Annotated in this window: 14 protein-coding genes and 1 pseudogene; 7 read left to right on the forward strand and 8 right to left on the reverse strand. The window is 39.7% G+C overall.

The window, feature by feature from the left end:
• Positions 1-41 precede the first annotated feature (41 nt).
• From G4P69_RS31555 to G4P69_RS31565, 3 genes are read right to left on the reverse strand one after another with little or no spacing between them, the layout of a single operon-like run.
• A complete protein-coding gene (locus tag G4P69_RS31555) occupies positions 42-3,284 on the reverse strand; it encodes a cell division protein FtsA (protein WP_243903102.1) in 3,243 nt (1,080 codons plus the stop codon).
• Positions 3,285-3,287: 3 nt separating this feature from the next.
• On the reverse strand, positions 3,288-4,784 hold the full coding sequence (locus G4P69_RS31560; protein ID WP_208353518.1) for an FtsZ/tubulin family protein: 1,497 nt from the start codon (positions 4,782-4,784) through the stop codon (positions 3,288-3,290).
• 2 nt (positions 4,785-4,786) lie between these two features.
• Positions 4,787-5,257, reverse strand: a complete 471-nt coding sequence (locus G4P69_RS31565; protein ID WP_208353520.1) for a hypothetical protein — start codon at positions 5,255-5,257, stop codon at positions 4,787-4,789.
• A 387-nt stretch (positions 5,258-5,644) separates the two neighbouring features.
• Between G4P69_RS31565 and G4P69_RS31570 the strand changes: the two genes are divergently transcribed.
• On the forward strand, positions 5,645-7,024 hold the full coding sequence (locus G4P69_RS31570; RefSeq protein ID WP_208353523.1) for a hypothetical protein: 1,380 nt from the start codon (positions 5,645-5,647) through the stop codon (positions 7,022-7,024).
• A gap of 29 nt (positions 7,025-7,053) precedes the next feature.
• Here G4P69_RS31570 and G4P69_RS31575 read toward each other — a convergent pair whose 3' ends face one another.
• Complete coding sequence (locus G4P69_RS31575) at positions 7,054-8,148, reverse strand: A/G-specific adenine glycosylase (protein WP_310834206.1); 1,095 nt, start codon at positions 8,146-8,148, stop codon at positions 7,054-7,056.
• A 175-nt stretch (positions 8,149-8,323) separates the two neighbouring features.
• Between G4P69_RS31575 and G4P69_RS31580 the strand changes: the two genes are divergently transcribed.
• Positions 8,324-9,262: an extracellular catalytic domain type 1 short-chain-length polyhydroxyalkanoate depolymerase gene (locus G4P69_RS31580; protein ID WP_208353526.1), complete on the forward strand. Its 939-nt coding sequence runs from the start codon at positions 8,324-8,326 to the stop codon at positions 9,260-9,262.
• A 63-nt stretch (positions 9,263-9,325) separates the two neighbouring features.
• On the opposite strand, the pseudogene G4P69_RS31585 reads toward G4P69_RS31580, so the two are convergent.
• A pseudogene (locus G4P69_RS31585) lies at positions 9,326-9,538 on the reverse strand (element excision factor XisI family protein); the annotation flags it as partial.
• A gap of 29 nt (positions 9,539-9,567) precedes the next feature.
• On the opposite strand from G4P69_RS31585, the gene G4P69_RS31590 reads away from it, so the two are divergent.
• Positions 9,568-9,744, forward strand: coding sequence for a DUF4089 domain-containing protein (locus tag G4P69_RS31590; protein WP_208353540.1), 177 nt, complete (start codon positions 9,568-9,570; stop codon positions 9,742-9,744).
• Positions 9,741-11,129, forward strand: coding sequence for an AtzE family amidohydrolase (locus G4P69_RS31595; protein ID WP_208353546.1), 1,389 nt, complete (start codon positions 9,741-9,743; stop codon positions 11,127-11,129). Before G4P69_RS31590 ends, G4P69_RS31595 begins: the two co-directional genes overlap by 4 nt.
• Before the next feature lie 18 nt (positions 11,130-11,147).
• Here G4P69_RS31595 and G4P69_RS31600 read toward each other — a convergent pair whose 3' ends face one another.
• Positions 11,148-11,834, reverse strand: a complete 687-nt coding sequence (locus G4P69_RS31600; protein WP_208353550.1) for a response regulator transcription factor — start codon at positions 11,832-11,834, stop codon at positions 11,148-11,150.
• Between the two features lie 720 nt (positions 11,835-12,554).
• Here G4P69_RS31600 and G4P69_RS31605 point away from each other — a divergent pair.
• Positions 12,555-12,902, forward strand: coding sequence for a YbaB/EbfC family nucleoid-associated protein (locus G4P69_RS31605; protein WP_208353559.1), 348 nt, complete (start codon positions 12,555-12,557; stop codon positions 12,900-12,902).
• A 177-nt stretch (positions 12,903-13,079) separates the two neighbouring features.
• Positions 13,080-13,577, forward strand: coding sequence for a low molecular weight protein-tyrosine-phosphatase (locus G4P69_RS31610; RefSeq protein WP_208353562.1), 498 nt, complete (start codon positions 13,080-13,082; stop codon positions 13,575-13,577).
• Between the two features lie 83 nt (positions 13,578-13,660).
• Here G4P69_RS31610 and murB read toward each other — a convergent pair whose 3' ends face one another.
• The gene (gene murB / locus G4P69_RS31615; protein WP_208353566.1) at positions 13,661-14,647 is read right to left on the reverse strand and encodes a UDP-N-acetylmuramate dehydrogenase; all 987 of its coding nucleotides are present in this window, start codon (positions 14,645-14,647) and stop codon (positions 13,661-13,663) included.
• Positions 14,648-14,770: 123 nt separating this feature from the next.
• Positions 14,771-16,234 carry a UDP-N-acetylmuramate--L-alanine ligase gene (murC, locus tag G4P69_RS31620; RefSeq protein WP_208353570.1) on the reverse strand — a complete coding sequence of 488 codons (1,464 nt, stop codon included), beginning with the start codon at positions 16,232-16,234 and terminating at the stop codon, positions 14,771-14,773.
• 345 nt (positions 16,235-16,579) lie between these two features.
• Here murC and nadD point away from each other — a divergent pair, with 345 nt between their 5' ends.
• Positions 16,580-17,197: a nicotinate (nicotinamide) nucleotide adenylyltransferase gene (gene nadD / locus G4P69_RS31625; RefSeq protein WP_208353573.1), complete on the forward strand. Its 618-nt coding sequence runs from the start codon at positions 16,580-16,582 to the stop codon at positions 17,195-17,197.
• The last annotated feature ends 209 nt before the right edge of the window (positions 17,198-17,406 follow it).

Genomic DNA, 17,406 nt, shown 5'->3' on the forward strand with positions numbered 1-17,406 from the left:
CCTTGTGGCAGCCACATCCAGGTTTGTTCCTGAAAATCCCCTCATTTTCCTGCCCACTCTCTACCTAAAACCCTAAGTAATGCTTTCAAGCCTAAGATAAATGGAGGCTCAAAACGAATATTTTCTGATTTCCCCTTCTTGTCTAATAGCAAGTTAGTTAACTCATCTTTGACCTCACCCCACAGGTTACTATTTTTATCTTGGTTTGGAATGCGAATGTAATTTGCTAAGGGTGTAATACCTTCAATTTCTAATTCTTTTAAAGCAGTATGAAAGTCATAGAGAAATTGGGATAGATTAGTCAAATTAGGAATTTCTAAAAAAATATCTTCTTCCTCAAAATTTAAACGTGTTTGGCTATGAAATACTTCACCATTTAGTTCATAACTTTCTCCTGCAATCAATGAATCTTTTATCTTTCTATCTAGTCCTGCGATTTTAGTTTCATTTAAAACTAAACCACAAGCAACCTCATCTTTGGGGCTCTTACTCAATCGCGTGATGACTTCGGTATCATCAAATTTAGAACCTTTGCTGAGCATACGACTGAGTAATAAATTGACTTCGGAATTATTATTAAACTGTCCTCCTTCTGCTAACCAGTTTAAAAATCGAGATCCATTTCCTCCTACATAAACAGGCGTGATTTCCTCACGTTTGTATTTTCCTTCTTCATAAAGAACTTTCAGGATGATTCCCACATAATAGTACAGACCTGCTGTACCAATTGCTGTTAACCTAATTAATCCCTGGAAATCTTCCTCATCTTCTACGTGAGGTTTGATATTTTGTAACCAATTATCCCCTTCTAGACGAAGCAAAACATCCAGCTTTGCATTAAATGCACCTCCCCTCAGCCCTCTCCAATCAGAAAGATTAACTTCAAATCTCCGTTCAAGAAACTGAGGATTCATCTCTAAAAATTGAGAAAATAAATCCCGACCTGCTAATTGTACAGAACACTGATGTACTAATCTATTTTCTTCCCATACAGAAATATCTGATGTTCCACCTCCAAGATCAATACAAGTAGTCTTGATCAATCGATGTCCTTCTTGGTCACGAAAATATTGAGCAGTGGCTAAACTTTCAGTACGGAAAAAGTCTGTATTTGAAGTGTCTGGACAAATCTGGCTGATTCCTGTCCTATTTTCAAGATCCTTTGTTAAATTTTCCCAAGTAAGAGCGTAAAGATTTTTATCACGGCGAGAAAAAGCTGACGGATAAGAAAGACTCCACTGAATTGTTTTTATACCATGTTTTGCGGCTAAAGCAGAGATATGTATTGCTAAATGTTTAAGAAATAACTGATTGAAAGACAGATTATCCCTTGACCATTTGAGATTCGTTTTCATCCAGTTTTCTTGGGGTTTAAATCGGTTCCGATCAGGAATGTAAATACGACCGTCAAAGATATGACGAAGCTTATCTTCTCGTGTTTCTGTGCTTCCCCTAGTTGTCACTACACTCGATAGAGGTAAGGGCTTATCTGCTGGAATAAAATTTTCCGGAATAAAGTATTCAAATAAAACTGGTAAGCGAGTATCTATTTGGGTTTCCGTGACCTTAAGAATTAAATTTTCTAGCTGCAAGGGTTCTGCAACGCCATTTTTGTTGACATAAATATTAGTGAAAGACGTGCCAAAATCTACTCCCACTTGCCAAGAACTTCTTAGTTGAGTTTCTTCTGGAGTTTGGAGTAAAATTAACCCAATAAGGTTTCCTAGCCTATCTTGACAACTTATTAACGAAGGAAACTCATCTAAGCGAGCTACTTGATACGAACCTCTTCCTTCTTGGAAAATTTTTGCTTCTTTAGCTTCAGGTAAACTTACTTGAAAAGTTTCATCTTTATATTCAGCATCATAATAAAAAGCATAATACTCATGCCACCCTTTAGTGCGAAAATCAGGCCAAACCTCTAAAACCGGGACTTCAGGTAAAGCATTTTCTTGTTTAATTAAGTAATCTTTATATACACGATAATTCTGGGGTGGTTTTCCATCATCGAAGCCAGTCAAAGGCAAATCGAGAATCACCCTTAACGTAGAACCTTCTTTTTCGTGCAGAGGTTGAAATTTTAATTTGCTGATCAAGTCCTCTGGTGTAAAATACTCTAGCAAGATAGGGTTGAGTGGAAGCAGAGGAGTGATGCGTTGACCATTGAAAACAAAAGGTTCCGTCTCCTGAGGAATAAAACCTCCAGGTAAAGCATCTTCTTGGTCAATAAACACAAATTCTGGCAAAAATAAATCTTTGGATTCAATCCAGCGCACATCTTGCCACATCAATTTTCCTGTACGCAAATCATTGATAGACAACGATGCTAGGGTTTTACCCCCATAAACCCAAATGTCTTGCGGCGCAACATGCCAAGCGCTAGCAATTTCGGTGTCAATAATTAATAAGGGTTTTACTTGCTTGTTTTGGCTGGCTATTAAACGAACACCAGAAGGTTTTTCAGATGCTTTGATAGGACGATTCAGTGCTTTTAACACTCCTCGATTAAGAGGAACACCAAAAAATTGAGGATCGTTGCTAAAACTGAGTGATTCCTGATGATTTCCTTTCAAATTCGATTGGAATTCACTTATTAGTCGTCCCATCATGTTAATGGCGTTCTTTTTGCCATTATGCTGAGGTAACTCTTGCCGAAGGTTTTCTAACCACCCCCATAGTAAAGCTTTCTCACTTTCATTGAGATAACTTTGGGGGGATACTAATACCTTGTCATTCTTATTCCACCAAGGTAAACCTGTCCATTGTCCCCCCTCGCAAGGTACAACGATCGCACTCGGTGTAGTCATCCCCACAGAGCGTTTATCCCATAAAAATAAGTAAATATCTTGCCAAGGGTGCTTACCATTTAAGGTATATAGAGCGTTATCGATATCGGGTAATAGTTGAAATAAACTGTCTGCAAAGTCTTCGTGTAGTAAATCGCTTAATTCCACCAGTTGAGCAGTTAAAGGAAATCCTCTCGCTTCTGCTAGAGCGATCGCAGCCAACATTCCTTCCCACTGTGCTATCATTTGCTTATGTAGGGGATGACCTTGATTATGTAAAGCCATCTCCATCAACAAAGGACGCGCCCACATTGTAGGCACAGAACTTACGCTCTTAGTGACACCGAAAGCTTCATAATCTAAACTAGAAGCAACATCAGCAAAGACTTTGCTTTGTCGTTCATCCCATTTCCCCAATTGAACACTAGCTTTTACATCACAATCAGGCTTTAATTTTGGTAACAATAAAATAAATTCTTGATTAAATTCGTTATACATAAATTAAGTTAAATTGTTGAGTTTACAGAGTATATATAAAGCTTGTGCTAGACCCGCCGTTCCTGGATTAAAAAACGGGATGTTCCTAGTGTCTAATAGTGCTTCTTTTAACCTTTGTGGGTTGTCTTGCGCTTTAGTGCTGCGATCGCGCTGATCGCCGATAATCAACTTGGATAATTCGTCAGTACTCAAATCAAATAGTTGAATATCATCCCCTTCACAACTATGGATATCATTAAGCCAGCGGAGATAATCTTTACACCAACTAGCAATAATCTTAATCCCATCCTGTTGTTTAGACTCACTGAAATCAGGTAAATTCTGTGTTCTTGGAAGAAAACTACTTATCCCATCTTGCCCAGAACCAAAAAACTTACTAAACCAAGGAGCAACTCTTTGGAATTTATTTACCCCCATGTCTCTAGCCTTTACTAATTCTGGAACAATATCGGTCAGCCAAAGATAAGCAAAACGAGTTGCATTCACCAAGCTAGATTTAACCACGTCGTGATCTGGAAGGTCGTTCCAAAATAGCCTACTCTTATTCTGACGACTGATTAATACTACTGCTCCTGGTTTTGCTGGGGTATTTAACCAAAAATGGCGTGCTGCTAAGGCAGTGTAAAGTTCGATAAAGTGTGGTTCATTACGCTGCGTCTTTTTGCCGATACTGAATTCGTATTGAGAAAAATTCTGATTTCCTAGCAAATAAACCGTGTCGAACTGCTTAGCTTGATTCACGTAATAACGTAAAGCTGCTTCAGTATTAAGCAAAAACTGATCAGCACGAGCATACACTTGCTCTGGATTATTCCCAGCTTTGGGAGAAAAGCCAAAATACGGTAGTACAAATAAGCAGCCTATTTTCACTCGTCCACGGACATTTTCTCTCTCCAGCTTATTTGCTATTAGACGACCAATTGTTGGCAATCCAGAAGCCCCAGTACCGCCAAACATTGAACCACAAAGTAATATTTTAGGATACTTACCGCTACTGACATCCTTCTCGATGTGGGAAATTATAGTACCCCAAGGTTCATGATCTAAATCATCTAAATTTACCCGACTCATAACCGCTGATCCGATAGCAGGTCTACCTCGAAAACCCACATCTAAATCAGCCTCTAGTTCATCCTTGGTGTAGAGAACATCGAATAAGTTCCCCAGAGCTTCATTATTTTGCTTCAGGGTGTTGTAACTAAAAAACGAAGCGAGATTTTTATTTATATTTTTATTGGTAAAAGGCGACCACAAATCAAACGATTGAATTGGGGTTTTCATCCAACCAAGTTGCTGTTTATCCCCTAAAATAAAGTCATAACACCTTTGATATAAGCTCAAGCTATTTCTAGCCCTCTCTAAGTTGCCATTAGTTTCATCAGCATCAATAAATAAAACCTTAATGACTTCTTCAGTAAATAGACCAATAGCAGATGCCTGGGTGACTGCTTCTACGCACTTAGCACCAGTACCACCAATTGCAATTATATAAAATGACATTTCTAAGCTCCTAAAAGACGACGCAGTATAAATGCGCCTGGAGGAAGATACATTAACAAACCAGGAGAACTAGTTGCTGTTGGCAACCAAAAGACCAAAATTATATCAAAAATATACAGAGCCGTCAAAGATAAAAGTGCATCCTGGCTTTGATTAAAAAAGCCAATTGCTATACATATACTAGCTATAGGTAGAAGTAAGAAAATCCACCAGAATAAACGCCACCTTTCAACATCAGCAGATCCCTTAACTCGGGCTTTTGCTGCCGTCAGGTACCATATCAGCGTTGAAATGACTGATACGGCAAAAACAGTAATCGCTCCAGAAGTGTAACTCTCCTCTAACCAAACATCGGGAGAAACGTCACTAATACGGATTATCCTGTTCTCGTAAACCCAAGGTTGTACAAAAAACATGATACCTGCACCTAGGACGCTAAAAACCGCGATCCGAGTAATCTCACCTGCTTTCATTTCTGCTCCTAGCTTGGCCCATTTTTCGTTAATAATTTTTTTATTTAGAGTGATCAATATGTAAAAGCAGCACTTCGGAACGTTAATTCAACGAAATGCAAATCTTTACTATCTTTATTGGTTGCGGTTACGTTTTTAACGCACCGAAAGGATTGGGAATGGCGAGTTATACTGATATTACACTACGAAAACTACACCTTTACCCCTGATAGAGATCTAAAATCCTTAAAAAATAATATACACCAATAACTTTTTTGACTTCAAGTATAATACTATGGTTTTTAGGTAAATTAATTTAGCTTTAAGCTAAATTAATTTACTTAATTATTATAACTTCATCTTATAAGCTTACTGCTACTGAGTATTGACTAAGAATTGAAAGATTACATGGTTAAACCAAAATGGATAATATTGGCAGTTACAACTACAGTGTTACTAGCTGCCTGTAAGCATTCTACCGTCGATTTTTCGTGCAATCCACCTGTATTCAGTAGCCCTCCTCCTAAATCAGAACATCTTGCCATCAACATTTACGTAGACGGTACTCCTTCTATGGAAGGCTATGTCAATAATGATACTAAAAGCCGGTACAACCAAACTCTTGACTTACTGGACAGCACATTTTTACTCAGTAATGCAAAAATCACATATAACCGTTTAGGTAACGACATTCAGCCAATCACCCGCGACCAATTTGAAAAAGATACACAATTGGCCACTTTCTATAACGGTCGTGACCCTCGATACCCTAAACTACAGGAGACTGCTATTGATAAAGCGATTACTACAGCCAAAAACAACCAACTTTCAGTCATTATTACTGATTTATATCAGGAAGACAGTGATATCACTAAAGTTAGTAAAGAAATAAAGAAAAATTACCTTAATGCAGAGAAAGTGAAACAAGGATACGCTGTAGGTATTTTAGCGATCAAAAGTGAATTTAATGGCACTATTTATAACGAAGATGTACAAAAATCAAATTTTGACTATAACACAAAAGGTCAGCCGTCAGAAAGATATCATCCTTTCTACGCGCTTTTTCTAGGTAAATACTCTGACATAGAGTACTTCTTTACCAAGATGTTTAAAGACGGTGGCCAATTAGTAAAAGATAGTAACTCAATCATATTTTCTCCTAATTATATTTTTGAGAAAGCCTTACAATTTCCTAGTAGTTTGGATAACAACTTACCAAAGGCAATAGATATCAAAAGACCTGTTTCACTTCAATACAAAAAAATATTAGTAGAGAAGAAAAATGCAGAACCAATTGATATCCTTGAAATAGGGAAAAAAGAACATCAGGAAATCTCTCTTAATTATGATGTTCCTTTTAGTCCTTTTAATTATACTTTGCCTTTTGACGATAGCTCTATTAAAACTAAACTGAAAATTGATAGTTTTAACACTTTTCGTCAAAAACTAGATAAAAATAATGATAGATCCCTGCAACAAGCCTTACAGATAAGTAAGTTTTCTATAAATGAAAATTCAAAAAATATAAGCTTTTTAACTACAATTGATCCCAAAAAAATGGGTTCAGGAATCTATTTTTTCACTGTAGATACGATTGCAACTGATTTACAAAAACAACCTTGGTGGGAAGCATGGAATTCTACGGATATTAATAAAACTGATGGTTCAAAAACGTTAAACATATTAAAGTTTTTAGAACAACTCAAAAGCTTGACAACTGAATTAATGGAAGAGGAAAATAGAGAACCTGTAATTGGTCGCTTCTGCTACGCAATTCAAAAAGACTGAATGAAAAGGAGACGCTTTGCACATAGCCCTCACTCCCTATTCCCGGCTCCCTCTTCGTAATCCTTCTGGTAGTCTAGAAAAAGCTTGAAAGCTTTATTATCGAAGGCAGTAGATAGTTTTGAAGCAATATCGCTTTTTGGAAACCAGTGAAATGGTTCTGTAAAACCAAGCTTTTGCCAACTATCAAAATTCAAGTTTTCAATTTCTTGCGCAAGAATAACTTTACCAGAAATCCGATGATGGGTGATCGCATGGGAAAATTTAGTTGGTAGTTCAAAAAAATCAAGATTTGGGAGAGATTTCAAAACTTCTTTTGCTTGTGTTTCTTCCAATTTCTGGAGCAATGGAAATCCCACAGTCTTTGAAAGAAAGCCATTTTTCCTATCTACAATAGCGAGTTTATCAGTTGACTTTCTCCAAACAAGAATCGCAAACAATTCTACATTCACTGGCTCACGTCGGGGCTTTTTGGGAGGACAAATGTCGATCCAATTGTTTGCAAAAGCAAGACAATTTTCCTGTAGTGGACACGCTGGACAATTAGGTTTTGTTTTACGGCAGACAGTTGCTCCTAACTCCATCATCGCTTGGTTAAAATCACCGGGACGTTCTTCAGGAATCATCGAAGCAACGTAGTCTTCAATGGTTGATTTCCCAGAAGAACTCCACACATCTTTACATAACCCCAGTAAACGACTCACCACCCGTACGACATTACCATCAACGCAGGCAACTTTTTCATTAAAGCAAATGCTCGCAATTACAGCAGCAGTGTAAGGACCACACCCAGGAATTTGTAGCCATTCGCGGTAGGATTGAGGAAAACGATTATTCAGTTGTTCAATAATAAACTGTGCGCCTTTCCTTAAGTTCCGCGCACGAGCATAATAACCTAGTCCTGACCAAAGTTCTCGTAGTTTCTCCTCATCACAAGTTGCAAGATCATAAACGGTAGGAAGATGCTTGACAAATTCCGAGAATTTTGGGACAACAACAGCTAGAGTGGTTTGTTGACTCATCACTTCGCACACCCAAGTGTGATATATGTTTCTCGTATGACGCCAAGGCAGTAGTCTATGATGATGGTCGTACCAATCAATCAGTTTCTTTGCGAATTGATCCACCGTAAAACCTTATCTGAAAACACTCTTGACTACTGTATCTTGATTTCTAACAGGTCAGCAGCAGCTTCTAGGTTTATAAGTTGCTATAGGAGAAAATATTTTCTCCCTGGTTTCTTATACCTAGCAACGTAAAACTAATTATCGGGTTTAATTACACTGAATCGTGAAAAGCTATTTGAATACCATACTTCCTCAGCATCTTCTTGTTAGCGTACTATCCATAACCTTGGTAGCAGGCTACAACGCAATTCCGGCACAAGCAAAAACTATTACCAAAAAAATCGCTTATGGTGGTAGTGATAGACAGTTAAATTTTCAAGGGCGATCGCGCAGCTACTATCTTTACACCCCGAAGTCTTATCATTCCAATCGTCCAATGCCATTAGTTTTAGTGTTTCATGGGCATGGTGGTAGTGGTCATTCAATTGCTCGCGTTTCGCGATTCAACACTTTAGCAGAGCAAAAAGGGTTTATGGTCGCCTATCCAGATGGAATCGGTCGGGAATGGAACGTCAGCCCTAATTCTAAAGCAAATGATGTTTCATTTACCACGGCTTTAATTGATCATCTTGGACAAATCAGAAACGTCGATAACCATAGAATTTATGCGACTGGTTTCTCGAAAGGTGCCATACTTGCCCAAGCTTTAGCTTGTAAAGTTCCTAATAAAATTGCAGCTTTCTCCTCAGTGGCTGGTGCGCTTCCTGTGCGTCTCAAATCGAATTGTCAGCCTCCCACTCCTGTATCAATGCTGATGATCAATGGCACAAATGATCGTTCTGTACCTTATCGTGGTGAAAATCCCCAACAGCGAGGTGCACTGAGTTCTGTTCCTGCAACGGTTAGCTTTTGGCGAACACATAATGGATGTCCCTCCTCAGCCCAGATCAGACAACTTGCTGATGGCAATTCAAGCGACTTGAAAGTTAGAATTGCTCGCTACCCGAGTTGTAAAAGCGGCTCAGAAGTTTTACTCGCATCTGTTGTAGGCGGTGGGCATTTTTGGCCTGGTGGTGCCTCAAGTGATGGTAGTCTTAATAGATTAAATAATCAGCTTGGCTTTAGCGCCAGTAGAACAAGTTGGAACTTTTTTAACCGACACACTCTACCGTAGAGTACTAATATAATCACGATCTATGCTTAGGGGTTTTTTGATGAAAACCTCTAAGTGTCCTACTTAAGCAACAGCATAACCTGTGTAAGGGCGCGCATTAGGTGGTTGAAAACCCAAAACAATCTTATCTTTTGGAATACCAGATGCAACTAATTCTCGTGTAATTCCGTCTTCAATACCATCCCGTTGAATCCAAATCTTACCATCAATAATTTGCACATGGACGACAAAACCATGAACTCGTTCAATGTTATTCCATCCAACATTTATCAATAAAAAATGATTTCTTTAAAGTTGATAAAACGATGAAAATACAAGACTCTTATGTGGATATGATGGCGTTGTTAGTGGATTTGCAATTACTGGATGAGTATCGAGATGGGGTAGTGGCAAACTTTGAAAAAATTCAAGCGATCGCGCAACTTGTTAATGAGTTTCCTTTACCAGATAATATTGAAGTAGCGCCTGTGTTTGAGCCGTGAATTTAGAACAAGCCGATGCTGTGGCGATCGCGACTGCTGTAAGAGAAGGCAAAGTTAGTGCAGTCGAAGTCACTAAAGCTGCTTTCAGAAGAATTGAAGCAAGAGATCATGAGCTTAATTGTTTCACTACTGTGACTGTTGAAACTGCTTTAGCTGATGCACAGCGAATCGACAGCGAAATTGCTCAAGGTAAAAATCCTGGTTCTCTTGCTGGTGTACCTTTTGCTGTAAAAAACCTTTTCGATATTGCTGGAATAACAACGCTTGCAGGTTCAAAAATAAATGCTGAAAACCCTCCAGCAACCCAAGATGCAACAGCAATAGCAAAGCTGAAACAAGCTGGTGCTGTATTGGTGGGCGCTTTAAATATGGATGAGTACGCGTATGGATTCGTAACGGAAAATACTCATTATGGTACAACCCGTAACCCACATGATTTAACCCGGGTAGCTGGTGGCTCCTCTGGTGGTTCTGCTGCGGCGGTAAGTGGTGGATTGGTTCCACTAGCTTTGGGTTCTGATACTAACGGTTCAATTCGTGTTCCGGCAGCTTTGTGTGGAGTTTTTGGTTTGAAACCAACTTATGGGCGTTTATCCCGCGCTGGAGTGGCTTTATTTTCCAGCAGTTTAGACCATATTGGATTTTTTGCTCGTTCGGTGCGCGATATTGCTACAGTCTTTGATGTGCTTCAAGGAGAAGATGATAATGATCCAGTTTGTACAAAACGTCCTCCTGTAGAGACTTTAGACACAATATCTCTACCAGATATTACGAATTTGCGAATTGCAATTGCAGACGAATATTTTATTCAACAAGCCAGTTCTGAAGCATTCGCAGCAGTACAAAAGGTTGCTAAAGCCTTGGATATAACTGAATGTATAACAATACCAGAAGCTCAGCGCGCCCGTGCAGCGGCTTTTGTGATTACAGCTTGTGAAGGTGCAAATTTACACTTGGAACAGCTGCGCTCGCGCCTTCAGGATTTTGATCCAGCAACACGCGATCGCTTTCTTGCTGGGGCGTTAATTCCTAGTAGTTGGTACATTCAAGCGCAACGCTTTCGGAGATGGTTTCGCGATCAGTTTCACGAAATCTTCCAAAAGGTGGATGTTATTCTTGCCCCTACCACACCCATTTCAGCACCCCTCATCGGCCAACAAACCATGATTTTAAACAACGAGGAAATTCTCGTTCGTCCCCATTTAGGTTTATTTACTCAACCATTATCCTTCATTGGCTTGCCAGTTTTATCTGTACCACTTCAACACCCAAACGCTTTACCTTTAGGTGTCCAGTTAATAGCTGCACCATACAATGAGGCTTTGATTTTACGAATTGCAGCCCTACTGGAAGCAAAAGGGATAATATCAGCGCCAGTGGTGTGAGTTCTTTAGCATTTTGAGCTATTCCACTAAACCATGTTTAATTGCAAAGCGTACCAATTCAGCCCGATTACTGGTATCAGTTTTTCTCAATAAACTACTAACATATTTTTCTACTGTCCGAGGACTCAGATGTAGTTGCTGACCCATTTCGGCGTTAGAAAGACCATGAGTTAGAAGTTCTAGGACTTCCTGTTCTCTAGGTGTTAGTGCGGATAACATGTCCGAGCGCTGCATATTCTTAAACTTAGAGTCATCAACTTCTATAGCTTTTGTAGGAGAAGCAGAAGTTCCTAAATTCTCTTGTTGAAAGAAACGGTACTCAGATTGAATAATTTGCGATCGTTCTAATAGATTACGAATTGCTGCGGCTAACTCTTCTAGTTCAAAAGGTTTAGGTAAGTATAAGTCACACCCTGATTGGTACCCGAGAATTCTCTCCTGAGTTTTCGTTCGTGCGGTTAACAAGATTACAGGTAACAAACGGAATGCAGGATTTTGACGCATTCGACGCACAAGTTCATAACCATTCATTCGTGGCATGACAATATCAGTGACCATCAAATCAGGATGGCACTTCTCTACCATTGCTAAAGCCTCTTGGCCATTATCAGCTGTAAGCACCGAGTACCCAGACAGTTCAAGATAATCGCCAATAGACAAACGAGTGCCCAGGTCATCATCTACCACCAGGATTGTCAAGGGCATGGAAAGTACACCCCTAGCGTTTGTGATTAATAAATTTGCTTCCATGAGCACATCACCAGAGCACAAGCACGAATAGTACTCCTATGTTTCATACTACGACAGGATTACCATTAGATAACTCCCCAATAGTTTGGTTTATTAAGCAAATCTTAAATATATCTAATAGGTTGATACATAAAAAGTTGACAGAATTTAACTTTATTTTAAAATTTCTACATCCTTCGCCTTTATAAAAGCAGCTATGCTAAAGTCATAAAGTGCTGATATTTTATTCGAGCAATTAGCAAAAGCTACAATTGGAAGGCATAGCTGCCTCCTAAACACTTTGACCTGTTCTATAAAGACCTATTATAGGCTAGATGGTTCCTGTTTGCGCGTAACCAGGGTGGGATTTTTGAAAAAATCAAAGTAAGAGAAATTACACAAGAAGTCGGCAGGTAGCAAGAGAAGTGCTTGGTTTGCAGGATGCTAAAAAGATTGTTCTGAGTAGCATTAACTCCTTGTCACTAAAGATTTACCGATGTAATTTTTATCCTCTAGCCCTATTACTAGCTTGTTTTAAGTTTTACATTGGTGTACTAATTTGTAAAGTTGCGGAGAATTCGACTACGACATCTATAATTGAATTTGATTTGTTATTCAAAGCACACCCGAACATGATTATAGCGTAGCATATTGCTAACCATAGGCAACGGGTTTCCAAACATATCGCGAGGTTTTATGACAGGAAAAGGACAAGGATTTGGCTTTGGCTTGGGAAAAATGAAAGAATTGGCTGAGGCCTTTAAAAAAGCCCAGCAAGTTCAAGAAGGTGCAAAGCGACTCCAAGAGGAATTGGAGCAAATGGAGATTCAAGGAGAGTCTGGCGGTGGTCTAGTCAAAGTGATTGTCAGCGGTAACCAAGAACCCAAACGAGTGGAAATTTCTCCAGATGCTCTTACAGAAGGAGCAGAAGTACTTTCCGACCTCGTGACAGTAGCAATGAAAGACGCCTACAACAAGTCCACAACTACAATGCGGGAGCGCATGGAAGATTTAACTAGTGGACTAGAATTACCTGGGTTTTAGGGATTGGGTACTGGGGATTGGGCATGGGGCACCCCTGCGGGGAAGTCAAAAGTCAAAAGTCAAAAGTCAAAACTGGGTAGATTTGTCTTTTTTTCTTCCTTGCTCCGCCTGCTTCCCCTGCTCCCTGCTCCCTGCTCCCTGCTCCCTGCTCCCTGCTCCCTGCTCCCTCTAAAAAATATGGCTTACAAACTACTGTTCGTCTGTTTGGGAAATATTTGCCGCTCACCTGCGGCAGAAAATATAATGAATCATCTAATTTCCCAGGCCATCAAGAATGAATCGCCTGTGAAGAAGTTATGTGAAGGTATAATCTGTGACTCTGCTGGGACTTCCAATTATCATATTGGAAGTCCACCTGATCGACGTATGAGTGTTGCAGCTGCTCAAAAGCTAGGAATTAAGTTACAAGGTCAAGCTCGTCAGTTTAAAAAGTCCGACTTGCAAGACTTTGATTTAATTTTAGCCATGGATCGAGAAAACTATGACGATATTCTCGCTGTTGATTCAACAGGGCAATTTTCTCATAAAGTACACTTAATATGCGATTTTTGCTCCAAGCATACCCTTAAGGATGTTCCAGATCCTTACTACGGCGGTCCAGAAGGATTTAATCAAGTGATTGATCTACTGGTTGATGCTTGTGAAGGTTTGCTTAAATACATTTGCAACTCTTAGTAGTTAAACAGTTATCGTTATCATCCCACCATACGCTTTGAGTACTGATAGCTGATAACTGATAACTGATAACTGTTGACTGTTTAAAACTCTCCTATCATTTTGACTTCTGGTTCTAATAAAATAGACCAACGCCTTTGTACTTCCTCTTGAATATGACGGATAAGAGTGAAAATATCATAAGCGCTAGCCCCACCGCAGTTAACAATAAAATTAGCATGACGTTCTGCTACCTGGGCTTTACCAATTTGGTAACCCTTTAATCCTGTCTGTTCAATTAGCCAACCTGCGGCATGAGTTGTGGGATTACGAAACACACTCCCACAACTAGGTAAGTGGTACGGTTGAGTACTCAACCGATGGTGTTTGTTTCTCTTTGTTGTTGCCAAAACTTCTACAGGATCTGCACCTGGTTGGAGTTGAAAAGTTGCTTGAGTAACTATGCGATCCTTTCCTTGCAATATCGAAGTACGGTAGCTATAACCTAACTGTTCGCGGCTGAGAGTTTCCAATGTACCATCAGATGAAAGTACTTGGGCGCTAACTAAAATCTCTGAGATACAGCCACCGTGAGCCCCTGCATTCATAACGACAGCACCTCCGACAGTTCCAGGAATGCCAACAGCCCACTCTAACCCTTGCCATCCTCGTTCTGCTAGTTCCCATGCTAAACCGGGAATTGGCTCCCCTGCTGCTACAGTTAACAAACCTGTTGTTGGATCAAAATGTTTAGAGCGAAGATGACGAGTTACGATGACTAAACCTGATATTCCACAATCACTTATCAATAAGTTGGAGCCTGCTCCTAAAATCGTTACTGGTAATTGATGTGATTTAGCATACTTAAAACTTGCTTGCAAAGCTTCTAAATTGCGAGGAGTCACGCACAATTGGGCTGGACCACCAACTCTGTAAGAAGTATATCCTGCTAGAGAGACTTTAGACCTGATCTTGCAATCAGTCCCTATTAAACTAATTTCCTTACTTTGATCAGAATTATCTAGTATTTGTTTGGTGGTATTGAAGCCTGAGAATGTGCAGACATTTGCAGATGCCCGAGAGATTGTCATATTTTCTAGATTAATTGAATTTTTGATGTTTGTAAGCCGTATCAATACGGTAATAGGCTGAATCAGCGGTAATTCACAAAAGTAGACACTATACTATGTGTTACGTGCTAGCTTCTCTAGCCGTCACAAGATAGCGGTAGCAGGCACGTTAAGTGTTGCGATAACTTCCGGAATGATCTGATTCAAATTCCCTGCTCCTAGAAATAACACCAAATCTCCTGGGCGCAATGCTTGCAGCAAGTATTCGTACACTTTAGTTAAAGATGGTTGATAAACAACGTTAGGGTGCTGCTTAGTCACTTCATTTGCCAAATCTTCACCATTAACCAACCCCGGATTTGTCTCACCTGCACTGTAAATGTCTGTTAAGACAACCAAATCAGCATAAGTAAAAGACTCAGAAAATTCATTTAAAAAAGCAAGCGTACGGCTATACCGATGGGGTTGAAAAATAGCAACAACTCTTTGTTCTGGTCTTACTTGAAGACTTGCTGCGGCTAAAGTAGCACGAATTTCACTAGGATGATGAGCGTAATCGTCGATGAAAGTAATACCATTCACTTGGCCTCTACACTCAAAACGGCGTTTTGCTCCTTCAAATGTAGCAAGACCCTTAGCAATTTCCCCAAATTCTAAACCTAATGCCCGACCAACAGCTACGGCTGCTAAAGCATTACTGAGATTATGCTTACTTAGCAAGCGCAAATTTAGCAAACCTAAAGTTTTGCCTCTTTCCCAAACAAGAGCGGTAGTACCATCAGCACGATAGTCAATATTGGTAACTGTGTAGTCAGCCCCAGTATCAGGGTAGAGACTATAACTTATTTTTGGTTTGAGGCGATCGCGGACTGTAGCACAATCAATACTACCTATTAGAGTTTTACACCCTTTGGCAAAGGTCTGAAAAGTATCAACAACTTCCTCTAATGTTTGGTAGTGATCCGGGTGTTCTAGCTCTATATTAGTAATAATGCCTATCTGAGGAGTATGTTTGACTAAAGACCCATCCGATTCATCAGCTTCTGCTACCAAATATTGACTTTTTCCTAGTCGAGCATTACCTTGCCAGGCATTTACTTCGCCACCTACCAGAATTGTTGGGTCAAGACCAGCTTCAAGTAGCATATAACCAATCATGCTGCTGGTTGTCGTTTTGCCGTGGGTTCCTGCGACTGCTATACTATAGTAATTCGCAATTAAGCCTGCTAATACATCAGAACGGTGGAATATTGGGCAACCTAATTCTTGTGCTGCTTTATATTCTAAATTATTTGTGTTAATTGCTGTTGAACAAATGACTTGAGGGAGTTGGTTTTTGACAGCGCTAGGTAATTCCTGTTGTGTGTTTAACGCAACGACCTTAGCCTTTGGCTCAGGATGGACGAATTCGAGATTTTTTGCCTCTTGCGTACTAAAGATCTGCACTCCGATAGATTCTAATCTGTGAGTGATTTGGTTCGGACGGATATCCGAGCCTGATACTGATAACTCAAGTTTTGCAAGCACATATGCCAAAGCAGACATACCTATCCCACCAATTCCAATAAAGTGAAATGGTCTGCCGCTAAAGTCTACTGAATTTTTCATTTATGACTCCTCTAATACCACACCACACAGTAATTGCAAATAACACGGGTATCATAACAGGAATTTGATTTTCACTGAATCCTGCCTCTCTATGCCGTTCATCCCCAGAGCTCAGTTAATTTTTGGCTCTTACCTAGCTTATTAAAAACGATTTTACCCTTGCTGGGGATTTTTTCTCTTCCTCCAACAGATATTATGTTTATTCTGAAAATTTCGGAAGAATCTGGAAATAAATGACTACGAGTAAATACATATTTTTCTGTTAACATTCTGGGGAAATTTGGGTAAGATGATATATTGTGGCTTAATAGCTTTCACATCAAATAAAGTACGAGAAGTGATTGGATGCGGCAAATAGCGATTTTCGGCGGCACTTTTGATCCAGTCCACTTCGGGCACTTAATCGTAGCCGAGACAGCTTTACTTCAGACAAACCTAGAACAGATAATTTGGGTTCCATCACTTAATCCTCCTCATAAACAAGCAGCTTTATTTGAACACCGCTTAGAAATGTTGCAAAAAGCAACAACAGATAATCCGGCATTTACTGTCTCACTAGTCGACGTAAATTGTAACGGGAATTCCTATGCTATTAACACCTTTCTAGAATTGTCTACTCTTTACATAAATACTCACTGGTATTGGATTGTAGGTTTAGATACGTTCCAAACCTTACCTCGTTGGTATCGTATAGCTGAATTAGCACAACAGTGTGATTGGTTAATAGCACCCCGGCCCTTAAGTAGTCAAACTATAAACGAAAGCGAGTTGATCTGTAAGCAAGTCGAGCAAAATCTCACTCAGCAGTTAAGCAGCATACATTGGCAATTATTACATATACCTTTAGTAGGAATTTCGTCAAGTCTAGTCCGTAAACGCTGTCGCGATCGCCAATCTATTCGCTACTTAGTTCCAGAATCAGTCAGAGCCTATATTGCTAAGCATAATCTCTATCAGGAGTAGGGGCATAGGGCATGGGGCATGGGGCATGGGGCATAGGGCATAGGAGAAATTATTTGTATCTCCTATCAACGTGATATGGTATTAGGACTTACGCACTATACAAATCGAACATCATGTGGATTAACGGATAATGGTTGTTTTAAACCTGTAGGGGCGCTCATGCTTGCGCCCCTACAATGGACGGTAACACCCTTATTTGTGAAAAAATC

The organism is Aetokthonos hydrillicola CCALA 1050, from assembly GCF_017591665.1.
GTDB classification, from domain to species: Bacteria; Cyanobacteriota; Cyanobacteriia; order Cyanobacteriales; family Nostocaceae; genus Aetokthonos; species Aetokthonos hydrillicola.

What these genes read in the sequence shown, in the direction of transcription:
- G4P69_RS31555 (WP_243903102.1), bottom strand. Translation starts at nt 3,284, where the DNA reads ATGTATAACGAATTTAATCAAGAATTTATTTTATTGTTACCAAAATTA.
- G4P69_RS31560 (WP_208353518.1), bottom strand. Translation starts at nt 4,784, where the DNA reads ATGTCATTTTATATAATTGCAATTGGTGGTACTGGTGCTAAGTGCGTA.
- G4P69_RS31565 (WP_208353520.1), bottom strand. Translation starts at nt 5,257, where the DNA reads ATGAAAGCAGGTGAGATTACTCGGATCGCGGTTTTTAGCGTCCTAGGT.
- G4P69_RS31570 (WP_208353523.1), top strand. Translation starts at nt 5,645, where the DNA reads ATGGTTAAACCAAAATGGATAATATTGGCAGTTACAACTACAGTGTTA.
- G4P69_RS31590 (WP_208353540.1), top strand. Translation starts at nt 9,568, where the DNA reads ATGAAAATACAAGACTCTTATGTGGATATGATGGCGTTGTTAGTGGAT.
- G4P69_RS31600 (WP_208353550.1), bottom strand. Translation starts at nt 11,834, where the DNA reads ATGCCCTTGACAATCCTGGTGGTAGATGATGACCTGGGCACTCGTTTG.
- G4P69_RS31605 (WP_208353559.1), top strand. Translation starts at nt 12,555, where the DNA reads ATGACAGGAAAAGGACAAGGATTTGGCTTTGGCTTGGGAAAAATGAAA.
- G4P69_RS31610 (WP_208353562.1), top strand. Translation starts at nt 13,080, where the DNA reads ATGGCTTACAAACTACTGTTCGTCTGTTTGGGAAATATTTGCCGCTCA.
- murB (WP_208353566.1), bottom strand. Translation starts at nt 14,647, where the DNA reads ATGACAATCTCTCGGGCATCTGCAAATGTCTGCACATTCTCAGGCTTC.
- murC (WP_208353570.1), bottom strand. Translation starts at nt 16,234, where the DNA reads ATGAAAAATTCAGTAGACTTTAGCGGCAGACCATTTCACTTTATTGGA.
- nadD (WP_208353573.1), top strand. Translation starts at nt 16,580, where the DNA reads ATGCGGCAAATAGCGATTTTCGGCGGCACTTTTGATCCAGTCCACTTC.